At 57.7% G+C, this 16357-nt stretch carries 15 protein-coding genes and 1 pseudogene; 10 read left to right on the top strand and 6 right to left on the bottom strand.

Annotated features, from left to right (window positions below):
- Positions 1 to 472: 472 nt before the first annotated feature.
- Both G410_RS18445 and G410_RS17330 read left to right on the top strand, forming a co-directional pair.
- Positions 473 to 772: pseudogene (locus tag G410_RS18445) on the top strand (integrase core domain-containing protein); the annotation flags it as partial.
- 262 nt (positions 773 to 1034) lie between these two features.
- Complete coding sequence (locus G410_RS17330; RefSeq protein WP_022672548.1) at positions 1035 to 1838, top strand: N-acyl amino acid synthase FeeM domain-containing protein; 804 nt, start codon at positions 1035 to 1037, stop codon at positions 1836 to 1838.
- Between the two features lie 64 nt (positions 1839 to 1902).
- On the opposite strand, the gene G410_RS0104970 is transcribed toward G410_RS17330, so the two are convergent.
- Together G410_RS0104970 and G410_RS0104975 are read right to left on the bottom strand one after the other, a co-directional pair.
- Positions 1903 to 2499, bottom strand: coding sequence for an FxDxF family PEP-CTERM protein (locus tag G410_RS0104970; RefSeq protein WP_084488971.1), 597 nt, complete (start codon positions 2497 to 2499; stop codon positions 1903 to 1905).
- A gap of 230 nt (positions 2500 to 2729) precedes the next feature.
- On the bottom strand, positions 2730 to 3959 hold the full coding sequence (locus tag G410_RS0104975; protein WP_022672550.1) for an NF038122 family metalloprotease: 1230 nt from the start codon (positions 3957 to 3959) through the stop codon (positions 2730 to 2732).
- Positions 3960 to 4596: 637 nt separating this feature from the next.
- Between G410_RS0104975 and G410_RS18375 the strand changes: the two genes are divergently transcribed.
- The 3 genes from G410_RS18375 to G410_RS0104985 all read left to right on the top strand — a co-directional run bounded on the left by G410_RS18375 (position 4597) and on the right by G410_RS0104985 (position 6565).
- A complete protein-coding gene (locus G410_RS18375; RefSeq protein WP_281163331.1) occupies positions 4597 to 5262 on the top strand; it encodes a PEPxxWA-CTERM sorting domain-containing protein in 666 nt (221 codons plus the stop codon).
- Positions 5250 to 5933: a L,D-transpeptidase family protein gene (locus tag G410_RS15700; protein ID WP_245559300.1), complete on the top strand. Its 684-nt coding sequence runs from the start codon at positions 5250 to 5252 to the stop codon at positions 5931 to 5933. Before G410_RS18375 ends, G410_RS15700 begins: the two co-directional genes overlap by 13 nt.
- A 110-nt stretch (positions 5934 to 6043) precedes the next feature.
- Entirely contained in the window at positions 6044 to 6565 is a 522-nt protein-coding gene (locus G410_RS0104985) for a CAP domain-containing protein (protein WP_033317357.1), read from the top strand.
- An 82-nt stretch (positions 6566 to 6647) separates the two neighbouring features.
- Here the strand turns inward: G410_RS0104985 and G410_RS15705 are convergent, their stop codons facing one another.
- A complete protein-coding gene (locus G410_RS15705) occupies positions 6648 to 7664 on the bottom strand; it encodes a cell wall hydrolase (protein ID WP_245559301.1) in 1017 nt (338 codons plus the stop codon).
- 171 nt (positions 7665 to 7835) lie between these two features.
- Between G410_RS15705 and xrtV the strand changes: the two genes are divergently transcribed.
- From xrtV to G410_RS15715, 4 genes are all read left to right on the top strand, one after another.
- On the top strand, positions 7836 to 8759 hold the full coding sequence (xrtV, locus tag G410_RS15710; protein WP_162604072.1) for an exosortase V: 924 nt from the start codon (positions 7836 to 7838) through the stop codon (positions 8757 to 8759).
- Complete coding sequence (gene epsI / locus G410_RS0105000) at positions 8749 to 9468, top strand: exosortase-associated protein EpsI, V-type (RefSeq protein WP_022672555.1); 720 nt, start codon at positions 8749 to 8751, stop codon at positions 9466 to 9468. Before xrtV ends, epsI begins: the two co-directional genes overlap by 11 nt.
- 12 nt (positions 9469 to 9480) lie before the next feature.
- A complete protein-coding gene (locus tag G410_RS0105005; protein WP_028971085.1) occupies positions 9481 to 10326 on the top strand; it encodes a SurA N-terminal domain-containing protein in 846 nt (281 codons plus the stop codon).
- Positions 10327 to 10658: 332 nt separating this feature from the next.
- Entirely contained in the window at positions 10659 to 11750 is a 1092-nt protein-coding gene (locus tag G410_RS15715; protein ID WP_022672557.1) for a glycosyltransferase family 4 protein, read from the top strand.
- Positions 11751 to 11756: 6 nt separating this feature from the next.
- Here G410_RS15715 and G410_RS0105015 read toward each other — a convergent pair whose 3' ends face one another.
- Positions 11757 to 12713 (bottom strand): UDP-glucuronic acid decarboxylase family protein, encoded by a 957-nt coding sequence (locus tag G410_RS0105015; protein ID WP_022672558.1) that lies wholly within the window; start codon positions 12711 to 12713, stop codon positions 11757 to 11759.
- A gap of 139 nt (positions 12714 to 12852) precedes the next feature.
- Between G410_RS0105015 and G410_RS15720 the strand changes: the two genes are divergently transcribed.
- A complete protein-coding gene (locus G410_RS15720; protein ID WP_033317358.1) occupies positions 12853 to 14052 on the top strand; it encodes a glycosyltransferase family 2 protein in 1200 nt (399 codons plus the stop codon).
- Here G410_RS15720 and G410_RS15725 read toward each other — a convergent pair.
- Both G410_RS15725 and G410_RS0105030 read right to left on the bottom strand, forming a co-directional pair.
- Complete coding sequence (locus G410_RS15725; protein ID WP_022672559.1) at positions 13979 to 14773, bottom strand: WecB/TagA/CpsF family glycosyltransferase; 795 nt, start codon at positions 14771 to 14773, stop codon at positions 13979 to 13981. The genes G410_RS15720 and G410_RS15725 overlap by 74 nt on opposite strands.
- A complete protein-coding gene (locus G410_RS0105030) occupies positions 14773 to 16338 on the bottom strand; it encodes a tetratricopeptide repeat protein (RefSeq protein ID WP_022672560.1) in 1566 nt (521 codons plus the stop codon). Before G410_RS0105030 ends, G410_RS15725 begins: the two co-directional genes overlap by 1 nt.
- Positions 16339 to 16357: the final 19 nt, after the last annotated feature.

Here is a 16357-nt window from a genome sequence, read left to right on the forward strand (position 1 = left end):
AAATGCATGAGGACCGCATAAGCAAACTCCGCCCGGTAGGACAGCGATTTGAATCATTGCCCGCTCAGCGTGGCGTGCCGTGGCGTGATCGCTTGTTTTTCTCCAGGCTCGATTGGTGTCCGGCGCCAACAGAAGGACCGACAAGATGAAGAGAAAGAAGATGAGCGAAGAGCGCATCATCGCCGTGCTGAAGGAGGCCGTGGCGGGTTCTACGACCGCTGACCTCGCTCGGCGGCACCGCGTGTTTCAAGCAGCGATCTAGAGCTGGAAGGCCACATGAGGCGGGTTGAAGCTGTGTGCTTCGCACGCCTTCGCCACCCGATGCGCGTTGGCTGAGGGCGCTTGAGCGCGAGAACGCGAAGCTGAAGCGACTGCTGGCGACTATGATGCTCTGCCAGGCTGCCTTAACCCGAAGGGCGGCGTCGCCAAGGATATCCTAGCATAAAGGCTCTGACGCTCGCCGCCGGGCCGCAGGAGGCGACGCAGTTGCAAGCGTGCTGTTGAAATGAGGGCGCCGGACCCGGTGCTTGCCCTGCCGAACCAGCGCTGCAGCCTAAAGTTCGGCGTAGAATGGCATGACATAGCACCGGATAAACCGATGCAGACCAGCTTCTGTGCCAGCATGAACGGTCGCATACGCAGCGAACTTCCCAATGAGACGCCGTTCATGAGCCTCGCGCATGCCCGGGCCGTAATCGTGGATTACAACCAACAGAAACCACACTCATCCCTCGGCTACGCAACAGCAGCGGCGTTCGCATCAGCGTCACATCCGGCATATAGCTCACCCAGCGCGTTTTTCAGGGTCAGCTTTTCAACTCCGGCCGCAGCGGGATTGGCCTCGACCTTGCAGCCTCACGCCTCCTAACAAATCAGTTTTTCTATTAACTAAAGTCAGCGTCCAACCATTAAACGATTCGCGGCACAAAGACCCACTAACAGAGGGTCGGGAATATGCAGGGTCAATCGTTCGCAATAGTGAAGCATCATGATCGCATCGCTCAGCTTCGCATAAGCCAGCTACGGTTCACGTCATGATCGTATCCGCGCTGGATCAGGCAGCCGATCCTTCGCTCGATGCTACGATCTGTTCTCGGCATTTCCAAAGAGCAGAGAACGGTCCGTTGCAGGAAGTCATGTTCAGGCTCGCAAATTCCGACGGGCAGCGCAGCAACGCGCAATTTCTGCTCAACCAAATCTATGCACGCAAGGGTTTCGGTTCGAATCATTCGTTCGCCCGGTCCCAAAAGTCTTCGACGTTCATTGCGTCCGTGGAAGATTATATCTTTGGCACCCTTACGCTGACCGCCGATTCAAGTGACGGCCTTGGGCTAGATTCGACCTTCCGAGACGAAATTGATTATTTCCGTGCAACAGCACGTCTGGACATATGTGAGCTGACCAAGTTTGCGTTCGATCCATCCCCGCGCTCGCGGCCATTACTGGCCGCATTGTTCCACATCATATATATTTACGGGGTTAGCCACTTAAACTGCAGCGACTTGCTCATTGAAGTGAATCCGCGACATGTCCGTTTTTACGAAACGATGCTTGGATTTAGCAAAGTAGGGGCTCCACGAACGAACAGACATGTTTGCGCGCCGGCTCAGCTCATGCACATTACAGTCGATCAGGTCAGTGAATCGATCCGGATGCTTGCCGGAAAACAGACCCCCGGCGAACGGTCTTTGTACCCTTATTTTTTCAGCCCAGCGGAAGAGGCTGGCATACGGACACGGCTTGCCAGGGAAAATGGACTGGGACGAACGAACGACGTCACGTCTCTAGGGAGCACTTTAGCCGTTCCAGGCCCATCCAGCCGTCAAAAAGTGCATTAAAAAGGCGGGAAGAAACATCTGTTTCTTCCCGCCCTTGAACATTGCCAGATTTGGCAAAAGCCTATCAGAAGGCAAACTTTACGCGAACATTCTCACGCGTGCGACGACGCATCGAGAAGCCGATGCCCGCAAAACCAAAGAGCATAAGCGCCCAAGCTGCTGGCTCGGGTACGGCCGTCATGGCGTTCGGCGAGAACGAAAGATCACCACCGAAAGAACCGTTTCCACGCGACTGGTAGTTGATCGACAAAATGTTCTCGTTCCCTGTGAAAATAGGAATGTTCGACAAAGCGCCGAATTCCGCATTACCCAGCGACGCCAGCGGCACGACGAAATTGCTAACGCCATTGCTGAACATCACGGAAATAAAATCAAGATCGGTCCGGCTGCCGAGCATTCCGGCAAAGTTCGTGATCAGCGATCCGCTGCCCAGGCCGTCCTGACCCAAACGAAAGATGAAACGATCGGTAAAGTTACCGGCCTGAAGGCCCGAACGACCAAAGGTAGCCGAAACGGTGCCGTCGAAGGGATCGCCATTAACCTGGAAAAATGCCGAAGGCGATCCGGTCTCGTTCGTTCCCGGGAAAAAGTCTGCTGCGCTGGCCGTTGTTGAAATGGCAAGTGCCGATGCTGCGACCAAAGCTTTTAAAGCTATGTTCATGATAATTCCGATCTATTTGAGTTGCAAAAGTGCCCGACTCGTTGAAAGTTATTAAAACATTAATTCAACGATAGCAATGCCCTAACTGGTCGTGTCCGGGTTCGTTCCAGAATGGCACTAAGATCAATTCAAATGTTTCAGAGTCTTTCGGGCCAAAACCCCATATTCTGCAGTCGGACCCGCAGCCCCCCGTCATATTGCACGACGAGAGACCGCGGTCCGATTAGCAATCAGGCGAACCGAACGCCCTTTAGCCCACGCTTGCGGAAGCGCATGGAACCGGCAAGGGCACCGAAGCCAAGAATCATCTGCAGCCACGTGGATGGCTCTGGCACGGCAGGTACGGCGAAGGCGCGATAGGCATCGGCTGTGGTGTAACGATAGTTAGCACCGTTGCGCAGTACATCGAAGTTCACGTCATAGCCGATGGCATCATAAGCGGCCAAGTCGAGGCCGGTGATCTCTTGAAGCTGACCACGACCCGATGTTGGATCGAGAATACCCCGCTGCGGGTCACCAGCCGCGCTGTCGCGCCAGTGGGACGCCTGCTGACGACCACGACCGTTGAAACGACCATCTTCGAGAAGCGAGTCGCCAAACAGCTGGCTCCGGCCGCCATCGATCGAGAAATAGGGGTTGCCCTGCGTGGACCAGTCAAGCGTTCCTTCGCTACCGTAGCGGAAAAGATCGAGCTGGCTCATAACCACGAAATTCTCGAGCAGGCCGGCATTCGCATTGGGGCCGTTTGGCGATGTGAAAGCATCATAGCTGTCTACGCCGCTTACGAACCCAAGCGCGTGGCCAATCTCATGAATCGCAACGCCAATGAAATCGAACGCGTTGGAGTCGATACCATCAGTCGGATTGAAATCGAACGCGAACGAATTGCTGAACGTGATCGTTCCATCACTGCTGCCGTAATTGACAGCATTCCCGTTAACGTCGGTAGTGATGCCGAGCGCTTTCGCACTTGCCTTGGTAATCGCCAACGTGGAGTTATTCACACCGCCATCGTTGTCGATACGCGTCGCGGCATCGGTGTACCCGCTACGATCGGCCTTGATCGCGTTCGTAACAGCAGTGACTGCACCGAAGGAAGGATCCAGTGCACTGAGGCTTGTGCGCTGCAGATTGGAGGTAGCCTGCGCATCCAGCGCGCTCGTCACATCACCAAACAGCGCAGAGTAGCCCTGGTTGATCGACAGCAAAGTGCGGCTGCTGCCCGTCGAACCGAGAACACCGGGGTTGAGCGCACGGAAGCCAATGTCGAGATTGATCACGGCGTTATCGGTCAATACCGACGACCAGTACGCAGTCGCAATATCAAATCCGGCACGCGCCTGCGTGCCCACACCGGCGCCGCCTGTATCGTTCAGTACGAAAGTGACGGCATTGGCGGGCGCGGAAGCCCCGAAAAGCGCAAGCGCAGCACCTGCTGCTAACAGCGTAGATTTCATCATCGATATTCCCCAATTCCTGAAAATTGCAAACAGGCACAGCCGTTTCTTAAGGCTTTATTAACCGTCCTGTTAGCTGCGACAGGAATGACCACCGGTCAAGGCCAATTTTCGGCGGACGTTCAGAATCCGTTTCAAAAAAGCACATGGTCTGCTTTTAATACTTAGCGACGCAATATTCTAACAACTGCAGCGACTGAGACAGCGAAATTTAGCGGAATCAATTCGCGAATTGGCCATGATCGATCGCAACATTCGTTGATGAAGCGGTGATTGCGCCGCTGAAAGAGCATCCAGAGAGCACGCCGCTTTATCTGAGAACCCAGTTGCCATTCAGATGGCCGGTTCCACCGATAGCCTCACGCCCCCCACATAAGAATCGACCAGTGAAGATCAGTTCGAATCGATTTTCACCGCTCTAAAAAAGGCCCTTGCCATACTGATATCGGGCGCTGAGGCGACGGACATTAACCACGCATCAGGGACCTTTATGGGCGGTTGAGCCGTTTTGTGTGCAATGGTTACAATTGTGTAAATAATAGGGTATCATGCTTCCGTGAAAAACAAATTGAACCCCAATCGGACGAAACGGCGAACGGTCGTCCCTGTCGGCAAGCTGATGATCGTATCGGCTCTCGCCATGTTGAATTTGGGCTTTGGGAGCGACCGGCTGAATGGCGTTGCCAACGCTCAGGCATCAAGCGACGCGCAGACATCGGCCGCCATTCTCGATCTTCTCGCGCGTTCGCCCGGCGAACGTGGTCTCACTGACCTATTAAAGGGAAAGCGCCAAGCCACTATATTTGGCGAGATTGAAAATGTGCCGGCCGACGCAGCTCCAAGGCAGCGCGCCCTTGGCAAAGTCTTTGATTTCCCACCGGAAGATGGCCTGGCATTTACGGCAGGAACGCCGACCGACCTTCTCGGGCTCGGGACACCGCCGCCCATTTCTGATTTGGCGGACTTTCCTGCAATAGCTGCGACGCCCGCGGCCGGAGTGCCCAGTTTTTCCGGCACGGGCCCTGGGGCACCACCAGTTGGCGTGATTGGCGGAAACCCTGGAGGGGGTGGCCCCGCCGTCCCTGGACCCGGCACTCCAGATGGCCCACAGCCAGAACCCCCGGTGGCAACACCAACGCCGCCTGCTGGTCCTGGCATCCCGACACCGCCTATAACAAGTCCAGTGCCAGAGCCCGGCACATGGATGCTGATGCTGGTGGGTTTTATCGCATGCGGTGGAGCATTGCGGCGCCGTGGTGCAGTGCGCGTGTTTGGAAAGGATGCAGATAGCAGATGCGTTGGATAATGTTGTCAATCCTGGGTGCAATCCTGTTCACCGGTTTCCTTCTGGTCGGACAACCAAAGCTATTTGCAAGCGAGGAAATGCCTGTACGGAACGGCTCGCCGGAGTTCACATCAGGTGGAGACAGCTTCAGTCTTACCAAGCGATATCCCCTCACGCCTGAGGAGGTGGCTTTAGCTGCCAGCAAGAATTTATTACCGGCAAATGCTCGGACGCTTTTAAGAGTGGATGCCAAGCTGAAGCATGGTGATTATCGCTGGGACGCGGAAGGCGTGCCCGCGGGAACCTTGAATGTTTTTGTCGATCTGGAACGGCAGATGATTTCGGTTTTCCGCGCAGGGCATGAGATTGGTACCGCTGTCATCGTATATGGCGATGACAAGATGCGCTCTCCCCTCGGCGTCTTTCCTATCCTGTCGAAACAAAAAGATTATCATTCGCGTAGCTATGATGCGCCAATGCCGTACGCGATGTTTCTGACCATGGACGGCGTGGCACTGCACGCTAGTCCGATATCGGCCCGGCGAGCGACACATGGATGTATCGGCCTGCCGGAACCCTTTGCACAGCTACTCTTCAATGCGGCCAAAGCCGGTGATCGCGTCCAGATCGTGCGCTCGGAGCCTAGCTTGCGCGGTCCGTTGGTAGCGGCTCCCCTGCCCGACCTTTATTAGCCTGCTTTAAGAGTTTCTTTGGCAACATCGTAAACCGCATTTCTTTATCCTGTTTCTGTACGTGACATTGAGACCGCAGAACTAGTTTTGCCCCTGAAGAAAGGGGCATCATGGTACGGTTTGCTACGGTCTGGAAACTCTCGGTCCTAACAGCCTGTTCTTTCATGCTGCCCGGAATGCAGGGCCGTCTGGATAATGCCGAACTCCGTATTCTTTCGGCTCACAATGCCGAACGTGCCAAAATGGGTGTGGCTTCGCTGCGGTGGGATGATCAACTGGCCGAAGGAGCGCAGCGCTGGGCCGATCATCTGTCGGCTACCGGAAAGTTCGAACATTCGCCCAATCGGCCGGGTGAACCGCTGGAAGGCGAAAATATCTGGGGGGGAACGCCAGACTCCTTTACACCCGAATCCATGGTTCGTCTGTGGATCGCCGAGAAGCGGTCCTATGTGGCGGGGGTGTTCCCAGCCAATAGCAGCACTGGCCGGGTTGAGGATGTCAGCCATTACACCCAATTGATCTGGCGTCGCACGGAAGCGGTCGGGTGCGGCCTTGCCCATCTCGGTGGAGAAGAGATACTGGTTTGTCGCTACAGTCAGCCCGGAAACGTGCGTGGACGCATACCAATCTAGGACGGAAGTTGCCGATCATAAGGCTCAGCCACGGCGCAGCTTTCTGATCACCAGAGCATGTATAGGGGCAGCAATGAAAACCCTATTGATCGACAAGCGCTCCCGCTTTTTGATCAGCCGCCAGGCGCGAAGGCCGCTCGTCAACTTTCAGGCCAGATGCCTCGCGAGCCTGAGTTTTTGTAGACGTTAAAATCTTCTCGGCCTGTGCAAGCGGCATGAAATCATCAGCCAACAGTGGTGATAATTGTGGTTTCTGGGACAGCGTGGGTGGAACGCCCAAAAAGATGTTCTCGTCATACTCAATGGTTTCCAGGTCGCCTATTAGCTGCTTCGCACTTTCAAGGTCGTCCAGCAGAGCAACCTGGGTGAAAGCGCGACGCCGGCCCCAATTGCCTTTCCAACGGTAAAAGATGTGGTGACCCAATTTGGTGATTTTATTGAGTGATGGTGCCCAATAGGGCACGACGAAATCTGCGTGATAATGCGTTGCCATACCCACCTCCGGTTCGACACCGCCCGACAATGCGGTGACTGCCAGCTTTCGCGCGCTTTCCCATCCTGCCTTGGAAGGGCGGCGTTCCAGGCTGCCATCGCAGGTGAAGGTGAACTGGCATCCCGTCTTGCGATCGGAGCCTTCGTAAACCACGCCGCAGACAGAACGTGGGAAAGCCGGATGCCGAACGCGATTAAGGACGACCTGCGCCACAGCACGTCGCCCACTGGCCGGCTCATTTGCAGCTTCGTAATAAATGGCCGCGGTGAGGCAGTCAACCGAAGCTCCGCGCTCACCCTCACCCGCCCCCATCGGCAAGACGAGCGCTGGAGCCGGCTCAACGGGCTCCTTGGAAAATGGCATTTCCTCGTTCGCTTCGGCCGCCTCTTCGGCTGTCAGCGGCATGAATGTCTGCGGCGCAGGGATAAGAGGTTTTGGCCCGGCAAGCCGTTCCTGATCGATCGCGGCATCGATACCCTGCTGCTGTCGACCAGCATCATGGACCACCAGCCACCAGACTGCAGCACCCAAAGCTATGACGGCAAACAAAATGACGAATATAAGCTGCATGGCTGACATAGCGCGCCAGTTTGCTTTGAATTTCATTGCGAACAGCACCTGTCACATTCAGCCATGATCATGTCTTATTACAGAAGACCGACTAACGGCTTACACCAAAACCGTCTCGCGCCGGCACGCAAAGCGTTTCTTGAAAATTGAGGCATTGGCATGAGGTCGCCAGCACTCTATCCACGAATATTAGGCATAGGATGGGAAATGGCAATGGCGACCGCGTGGAAGTCCGTATCGGCCGGGCCGGTTGGCGTCCGGGAGAAGCCACAAGCAGGGTTCATTCTGCTCGTATTGATTCTGGGGATCGTTCTTTTCGCGGTTCCTACCATGATGTTCGTCACGCAGCAGTCTTGGACCGGCGAAGAAGGTGCGCATGGACCAATCGTGCTGCTTACTGGCCTGTGGCTATTATATCGCCGCTGGCAAGAGGTGAAAGGATATGCTGGAACGCCGCCGGCTTGGCACGTGTGGGGGCTTCTGGCCGTGCTCATACCCTTGCAGATTTTCGCCCGGATCACCCAGATCGTGGAAATCGAAGGCTATTTGATGTATTTCGTGCTGCTGACGGTGCTGTACAGCATTGTCGGTATAGACGTGATGAAACGTCTGCTGTTTCCCTTATTCTATCTGGCGTTCATTTTCCCACCGCCGGATACCGTTGTAGCTGCGATAACCATACCGATGAAGATGTGGCTATCGAAGGCGGCGATCGCTTTTCTTGCCATGTTCGGCTATCCGATCGGCGGCGAAGGCGTGCGCATCTATGTGGGCCAATATGAGCTGCTGGTTGCTGCAGCCTGCTCCGGTATCAACTCCATCATTTCGCTGACCGCCATTTCACTTTTTTACATCTATATTCGCCACCAAGCTGACTGGCGTTATGCCGTGTTTTTGGGCCTGTTCATTATTCCTGTCGCGTTGATCGCCAATTTCTTCCGCGTTTTGATCTTGATCCTCTTGACCTATCATTCCGGTGAGGCGGCTGCGCAGGGATTTTTGCACAATTTTGCGGGCATCTTGATGTTTGCAATTGCCTTGCTCACCATCTTCGGGCTCGACAGCGTGCTCAAACCGATATGGGATAGGTTTATGGATCGCAGATCAGGAGATGCCAGCCATGGTCAGTGACATTCAGCCTCAATCAGCCAAACCGCAATCGCGGCCGCTATTATTGTCGCGGCGGCATGCGCTGATCGGTGGCGCGCTAGCTTGCGCATCGGGGTTCGCTTTTTTGCGCCAGCCTGCCGTTGCCAACCCAGTTATCAAGGAAAGCCAGTTCGAAGGCTGGGTTCCAGAGCAATTCGGCCAGTGGAAAACGATTTCGCAAAGCGGGGTAGTTCTCCCGCCGCCGGATACGCTCAGCGATCGTTTGTATGACAATCTCATAACCCAGGTTTATGCCGCGCCGGGCCTGCCTGCGGTCATGTTGCTCCTCGCGTATAATAACGCACAGGACGGCGTTTTGCAGGTCCATAGACCGGAAGTTTGCTATCCCGTTGGTGGTTTCGAACTGAGTGCTACAAGGGAAATGGATATTCAGGTCGGCAGCAAGACTATACCGGCCAACTTCTTCACCGCCACAAGCCCCAACCGTATCGAACAAGTCGCGTATTTCACACGATTGGGACGCGCCTATCCTCGCAGCTGGGCGGAACAGCGGATCGCCGTCATGCAAGCCAATCTTGAGGGCGATATCCCCGACGGCATCATGATGCGGGTCTCCGTCTTGAGCGCTGACGCCGGACGGGCGGAGGATCAGTTGCAGGATTTCAGCCGCGCCTTCATCACCGCAGCCCCAGCCCCATTGCGCCGAGTACTGCTCGGTACGGCAACATAAAGGAAACAATTCATGAAACGTCGTACTTTAGGCGCTTTGGCGCTTGTTCTGGTTTCGCTCCAGGCCTGCAACAAAGAGGCCACCGGTCAAGTGGCCGCCGTCGTCAATGGCGATGAAATCACGCTGCAGGAGATCAATGCCGAACTGGGCAGTGCCAATATTCCTGAGGGTGTCGACAAAAAGGTCGTGCAGCAGGCTGCTTTACAACGCATCATTGAACGTCGTCTTCTTGCGCAGACTGCTGAAGAAGAAGGTCTGGACAAGACACCTGAGTTTTTGATCCGCGAACGGCAATTGCGCGACGCCCTGCTGATTCAGCTCATGGGGCAGAAGGCCGAACGGTCACAAAAAGTGCCCGATCAGCAAGCGATCGACGCATTTATTGCCGAAAGCCCCGCCATGTTTGGCAACCGCCAGGTATTCACCGTGGATCGCATCCAGTTTCCCATGCCGGCCGATCCGAGTAAGCTGCAACAGCTGAAGGACGACCATAGCATGGCCGCCGTTGCCAGCCGTTTGCAGCAGCTCGGCGTGGATTTTCAGCGAGATTCGGCGCAGCTCGATACCGCGAAACTAGGCGATGAGCGGCTGAAGCAGATCCAAACACTGCCCGCGGGCGAGCCATTTGTTCTGACGGAAAATGGGATGGTCATGGTGGGTGTCATTACTGGCGAACGGAGCGCTCCCCTGGCGGGCACGGAAGCACGGCCGCTGGCGGTCAAGGCGCTCCAGAGCAAGCAGTTCGAAGACTCCATGCAGCAGCGTATGAAGCAGGCCAAGGCTGCGGCTGATATCAAATATCAGGATGGGTTCGCGCCTCCCAAGGCTGCGGACAAAGCCGCTGCGCCAGCCAACTGATCGACCATACCAAATGGAAGCGGGCGGCCTGCCTGGACAGGCCCGCCTGCTTCCAATCGGCGCAGATACATCAACAAACGGTCGGAGCTCGCGAGAGCAAGGCATCTAAAATAGCGGCGGTCCGCGGCGTTGGCGCAAAGTGACCGTCCATCATATTTTCGCCACCCGCGCGTTCTAACCATCGGCAGGAGCGTTAGCCAACTGCGGTCCATCCCCGTGTTCTATGATGGACATAGGCCACACTCCGGCACCTGTGAGCCGGATAAGCGGTCTAAAAGCGCCTTTACCGAACAGTCCTTACCGTCCCTATTTCCCGCAATAAGAGACATGTGATGAACCTGCTCTTCGCCCTGCCCGGCTTTCACCGTTATGAGCGTGGCGCAGAAGTGGCCCTCTTATCGGTGGCCGAGCATCTGGCACGGTCGGGCGATGCTGTGACCGTCATGGGCTCCGGCGGCGAACGGGCGGAAGCCAGCTATCGTTACAAGCAGCTGCCCTCCATTCGACGTGAACGGTTTGAGAGATTTCCCACCTTCCCCCCTTTTCGCAGCGAAACGGCATGGGAAGATGCCAGCTTTTCGGCATCGCTGCTGCGGGCTTACCGCCCGGACGACTATGATGCGGTCATAACCTGCTCTTTCCCCTTCACCCACTGGACGCTACGCCGACCGTCCCGGCACAAGCCGCTGCAGATATTCGTGACGCAAAATGGCGACTGGCCCGCCGTCGCCGACAATAGCGAATATCGCAGCTTCGCCTGCGATGGTCTGGTCTGCACCAATCCGGACTATCTGGATAATAACGCCTCAAAATATAATTGTGCGCTGATTCCCAATGGCGTGGATCTGGAACGCTTCCACCCCGGTCCCGCCGTTCGCGAGCAGTTGGGATTGCCGCTGGATCGCCCGATCATCCTGATGGTGAGTGCGTTTATCGAAACCAAGCGCGTTCTCGATGGTATTCGCGCCGTGGCCGAGATGGACGATGCGGTGCTGGTGGTGGCCGGGGACGGCCCCTTGCGCGCAGAAGGGCAGGCCCTGGCAGACCAGCTGCTGCCCGACCGGTTCCGGCGCATCAGCCTGCCCGCCAGCGATATGCCCGCCCTCTATCGCTCCGCCGATGTCTTCCTGCATTTGTCGCTACTCGAATCGTTCGGCAATGTCTTCATCGAGGCGGACGCAAGTGGACTGCCGATCGTGGCACATGACAGCGAAAGACTCCGCTGGATCCTCGGCGACCAATCGCCTTATCTTTGCGACACCGAGAACCAGCCGGCACTAGTGGCGGCACTCCGGGGAGCCCTCGCCGCGCCTGCCACAGACCGGCATTCCGACAATATTGCGCGCTTTGGCTGGCCCAACATAGCCGCGCAATATCGCGATTTTATCGCCGGTCTGCTGAGCGCCCGATCAGACCGGACCTAATCTGCCTCACTTGGAGATCTGCCGGAAATAAGCGATGGTTTTCTCCAGACCGGCACGCAGTTCGATGGTCGGTTCCCAATCGAGCTCTTTCTTGGCCAGCGAGATGTCGGGGCGTCGCTGGGTTGGATCGTCGGATGGCAGGGGATGCTGCACCAGGGTGGAGCGTGACCCGGTCATCTCGATCACCTGTTCGGCCAGTTGCTTGATGGTGAATTCCACCGGATTGCCGATATTTACCGGACCGGTAAAGCCATCCCGGCTGTCCATCAGGCGCATCAACCCCTCCACCAGATCGTCGACATAACAGAAGCTGCGGGTCTGCGATCCATCGCCGTAGATGGTGATATCCTCGCCGCGCAGCGCCTGCATGATGAAGTTCGATACCACACGGCCGTCCGACGGATGCATGCGCGGACCATAGGTGTTGAAGATGCGCGCGACCTTGATCTTCACGCCGTTCTGGCGGTGATAATCGAAGAAAAGCGTCTCGGCACAGCGCTTGCCTTCATCATAGCAGCTGCGCAGGCCAATCGGGTTTACATTGCCCCAATAGGGCTCGGTCTGGGGATGCTGCGTGGGATCGCCATAGACTTCGCTGGTGGAAGCCTGCAGGATCGGAACCTTGATGCGCTTGGCCAGGCCGAGCATGTTGATGGCGCCCACGACCGAAACCTTGGTGGTCTGCACCGGATCATGCTGATAATGAATGGGCGAGGCAGGACAGGCCAGATTGTAAATGGCATCGACCTCCACGAAAAGCGGAAAGCAGATATCGTGACGCATGAACTCGAAACGCGGATGGTCGTGCAGATGGGCAATATTGGCTTTGGAACCGGTGAACAGATTGTCCACGCACAACACTTCGTCGCCCGCTTCGATCAGCCGGTCGATCAGATGCGATCCGACGAAGCCAGCACCGCCCGTGACCAATACTCTGCGAGCGCTGAAATAATCGCGTGCCATGGTTTTTCGTCTCCCTCGATTGTAGAAATCTGCACTATATCCGGCCTTGAGCGACAGCGCATAATTCGAGATCGCAGTAACACAGCGCCCCGATATGGCATCCCTGCCAGTGACAGCCAGCTTCTGAAAGACAAATAAGATGGAACTGGCCGCCTGGCTACTCGCGACACCGCTTTGCGTGCTTCTCGGCTATCTCACGCTGGAACTGCTGCTTGGCTTGCCCCCGTTGAAAGCCAGCACTCTGGTCAAAGGCACACCGCCGCCATCGAGCGTAATCCTTGTACCGGCTTATAATGAGGCCGCGAATATCGCCCAGACCGTGGAGGCCCTGCGCAAAGTGGCGCCGGCTGCCTCTATCCTCGTAGTGGCGGACAACTGCACAGACGATACCGCCAGACTGGCCCGTGCCGCCGGTGCGCAAACCGCCGAACGGTTCGACATGGAGCGCCGTGGCAAGGGCTATGCGCTGGCCTTCGGACGGGAGGTATTGCGCGCCGATCCTCCGGAGGCTGTGCTGGTGATGGATGCCGATTGTGCGCTGGCGCCCGGCAGCGCGGCCCGCCTTGCTGCTCTCGCCGTCTCGCTCGGTCAGCCGGTGCAGGCTTCCAACCTGCTCGTCTCCCATGCCGATGCCGCGCCGCTCGTGCGCATTTCCAACTTTGCCATGATGATCAAGAACCTGGTGCGCGCGCGTGGCCTGATGCGGCTTGGCCGGGGGGCCCTGTTGTTTGGAACGGGCATGGCGTTTCCCTGGCCTGTTTTCGAACGGTTGCCGCTGGCCACGGCCGATGCGGTCGAGGATCTTCAGATGGGTCTCTGGCTGGCGGCCGAAAACAGTCCCGTCGCTCTGGACGATCAATCCTTCGTCACCAGCCAGGCGGCATCGGTTGAAGACAGCCGTGGCCAGCGCAGCCGCTGGGAACACGGGTTTCTGCAGACTGCCACGCGGCAGGCCCTACCGCTTATGACGGCCGGTCTGCGGCACCGATCGCGCCTGCAATTCGCCTTGGGTGCGCATCTTATGGTTCCGCCGCTGGCCCTACTGATGCTGCTGGCCGTGGCGTTTCTCGCACTTATAGCGCTGCTGTGCGCGCTGAGCGGCCAGTGGTTGCCGCTATGGGTTGCCGCTCTGGCTTTCGCTGGCCTGAGCTTCGCCCTTCTTCTTGCATGGTGGCGCGAGGGCCGAACGATCCTGCCCTTTTCAGCCCTGCTCAAGACACCGCTCTATGTGCTCTGGAAGATTCCCATTTATGTGGGGTTTTACATCAACCGCCAGCGCGGCTGGAACCGGACCCGGCGCGAGGGTGAGAGCGACGACGGTTCCAGCGCCACCAGATAGGGAAGATCTTGGGCCCCTCGATCAGATAGCGGCGCCACAGACGGCGTGGCTCGCTCAGCAGCCGGAACAGCCATTCCAGTCCGGCGCGCTGCATCCAGCGCGGTGCCCGCTGTTTGACGCCGATCAGAAACTCTAGCGATGCGCCGATACAAAGAGCGACGCCTCTGGCCCGCCCGTCCGTCTTGATCTCCTGACAGACGATTTCGCTTTGCGGCGCGCCGATCGCGAACAGAGTGATATCGGGTCCGCTCTCTACTACGAATCGCGCGATATCGGCCCGCGCTTTCGCGTTGTTGAGCACGCCCATCGGCGGCTCGTGGAATTGCCAGTCTATGATCGGAAAATCGGCGGCGATACGTGCATGCAGTGCAGCGTCTCCGCCAATAATCGCAATTCGCATGGGATCGGCCACCGCGCCGAGCAGATCGCGCGTCAAATCGCTGCCGGGCATGAGCGGCATGGAGCAGCCGGACAGGACTGCCAGCCGTGCCAGAATCCGACTGTCGCAAATTACCAGATCGGCGGCATCCAGCGCCGGGCCAAGCCGCTCTCCCTGCGGCCCGTGCAGCCGAACCACATGATCGACATTTGGTGTCACCACATAGGAAAAGGTCGAATCTCCAGCGAGCGCCAACACGGCGTTCAAAATCCGGTCAGCAGGTATCAGGTTGAAGCGAACGCCCAGAAATTCGATCCGCGGCGCCGATGTCCTGTCCGGCATCAGCGGCTTTCCAGGCGGCCATAGAGTCCATTCGGCGGGGTCTGTCCCACTGGAATGTCCACCCCGAACATCTGCGCAGACTTGGCCAATCCTTCCGCTGCCTGCGCTGTGCAGCCAGCATCCGCTTTTCGGCAGAGCGACTGATAGAGACGCCAGCCGCTCGAAAGCGCCGGCGCGTCCCGTGTCAGCTTGCGCGCGATGGCCACCGCCTGACGGTTCAGACCATGCTGCATCATCCAGTTGGTGGTCAAGGTCGCCAGACGGGCGCTCTGGGGATTGGCGTCCATGCCCTGCCGCCAGACCCGTTCGGCATTGTCCACATCGCCCAGTTGCGAATAGGCGGTTGCCGCCGCGCTCCAGGCTGCGATGTCTGCCGGGCATTGATAGGAGGCCCGTTGGGCCGAGCGGAGCGCATCGGAAGCATTGCCGGTCTCCAGCAGCGCCTGGGCCCTCGCGATCAATGCGGTGCAGTTGGTTTCGTCTGTCGCCAGCACACGCTCTGCGCGCTGAAGACCGGCCTGCGCGCGGCCCTGTCGCACCAGCATCAAGGCGGCAACCGCGGATGGCTCCGTGCCCGGCAGTCCAGCCAGCATCTGCGATGCCGCAGCGGCCCGTGCATGATCCACCAGAAAGCGTGCGACCCGCAGCCGCACCGGCTCCGGAGCAGCGGATGCGATAGCCCGGACCGAAGTTCCATCGAGGCGGTCGACGCCATATTCATTCCAGAGATCGACAGCCTGATCGGCAATGGCGCGCGTCTGTTCAGGCTTGGCCAGCAGCCCGGTGGTCAGGCGCATCGCATCGGCAGGACGGTTGTCTTTGAACGCGAAATTTGCCTCATCAATCCGAATATTGTCATTATCGGGCAGTCGCTCACGCAAGTCCGCGAAGCTCCGCCGTATGCCTTCGCGGTCGCTCAGCGCGCGGTATATTTCCAGCCGGGTGAGCGACATGCCGGCCGATGCACGCGATCCGCGCTCAAAATTCTCCAGCAACGTCAGCGCTTCTTCCCTGTCGCCGTTGCGAAAGGATGAACGGGCCTTCAATATTGCCCCCCCCTCACTCGACGGATCGATTTTCAGGATCTGATCTGCGTAGCCGATGCTTTCGTCGAACCGGTTGCGGACCAGGCTGTGCAGTCCGCGAGTTAGCAGCGCATCCACATTGTTGGGATCGAGCGATAGAATCGTTTCGGCTGCTTCCTTGGACTCACGCAACCTGCCCACCTGCATTCCTAGCTGCGACACTGCCTGCAAGGCTTCCATGTTCTGCGGATCAAGTGCCAGGGCATTGCTATAGGCACCAAAGGCGCCCGGCACCGAACCGGCTCGGTACTCTATGCGTCCACGCAGCAGATGATAGTCCGGTTCGTCGTCCCGTTCCGCAATGGCGTCTGCTATGGCTATGCGCGCCTCGGCAATCCTGTTCTGCTCGAGCAGGGACTGCGCTTTTGCAGCATCTTCCTGCGCATTGGCGAAGGAATTGCCGCAGGCCGCCAGCATCATGAGGAGCGAAATGGCCGCCAGAGAAACGAAGGCCTTCCAGAGCGTTCCGCGGGCAAACACAGGCTGTCCCACAACCGCA

The organism is Novosphingopyxis baekryungensis DSM 16222, assembly GCF_000420305.1.
GTDB classification, from domain to species: Bacteria; Pseudomonadota; Alphaproteobacteria; order Sphingomonadales; family Sphingomonadaceae; genus Novosphingopyxis; species Novosphingopyxis baekryungensis.

Bases quoted from the DNA above. Each gene is read 5' to 3' on its own strand.
- G410_RS17330 (WP_022672548.1), top strand. From the start codon at position 1,035: ATGATCGTATCCGCGCTGGATCAGGCAGCCGATCCTTCGCTCGATGCT.
- G410_RS0104970 (WP_084488971.1), bottom strand. From the start codon at position 2,499: ATGAACATAGCTTTAAAAGCTTTGGTCGCAGCATCGGCACTTGCCATT.
- G410_RS0104975 (WP_022672550.1), bottom strand. From the start codon at position 3,959: ATGATGAAATCTACGCTGTTAGCAGCAGGTGCTGCGCTTGCGCTTTTC.
- G410_RS18375 (WP_281163331.1), top strand. From the start codon at position 4,597: ATGTTGAATTTGGGCTTTGGGAGCGACCGGCTGAATGGCGTTGCCAAC.
- G410_RS15700 (WP_245559300.1), top strand. From the start codon at position 5,250: ATGCGTTGGATAATGTTGTCAATCCTGGGTGCAATCCTGTTCACCGGT.
- G410_RS0104985 (WP_033317357.1), top strand. From the start codon at position 6,044: ATGGTACGGTTTGCTACGGTCTGGAAACTCTCGGTCCTAACAGCCTGT.
- G410_RS15705 (WP_245559301.1), bottom strand. From the start codon at position 7,664: ATGAAATTCAAAGCAAACTGGCGCGCTATGTCAGCCATGCAGCTTATA.
- xrtV (WP_162604072.1), top strand. From the start codon at position 7,836: ATGGCAATGGCGACCGCGTGGAAGTCCGTATCGGCCGGGCCGGTTGGC.
- epsI (WP_022672555.1), top strand. From the start codon at position 8,749: ATGGTCAGTGACATTCAGCCTCAATCAGCCAAACCGCAATCGCGGCCG.
- G410_RS0105005 (WP_028971085.1), top strand. From the start codon at position 9,481: ATGAAACGTCGTACTTTAGGCGCTTTGGCGCTTGTTCTGGTTTCGCTC.
- G410_RS15715 (WP_022672557.1), top strand. From the start codon at position 10,659: ATGAACCTGCTCTTCGCCCTGCCCGGCTTTCACCGTTATGAGCGTGGC.
- G410_RS0105015 (WP_022672558.1), bottom strand. From the start codon at position 12,713: ATGGCACGCGATTATTTCAGCGCTCGCAGAGTATTGGTCACGGGCGGT.
- G410_RS15720 (WP_033317358.1), top strand. From the start codon at position 12,853: ATGGAACTGGCCGCCTGGCTACTCGCGACACCGCTTTGCGTGCTTCTC.
- G410_RS15725 (WP_022672559.1), bottom strand. From the start codon at position 14,773: ATGCCGGACAGGACATCGGCGCCGCGGATCGAATTTCTGGGCGTTCGC.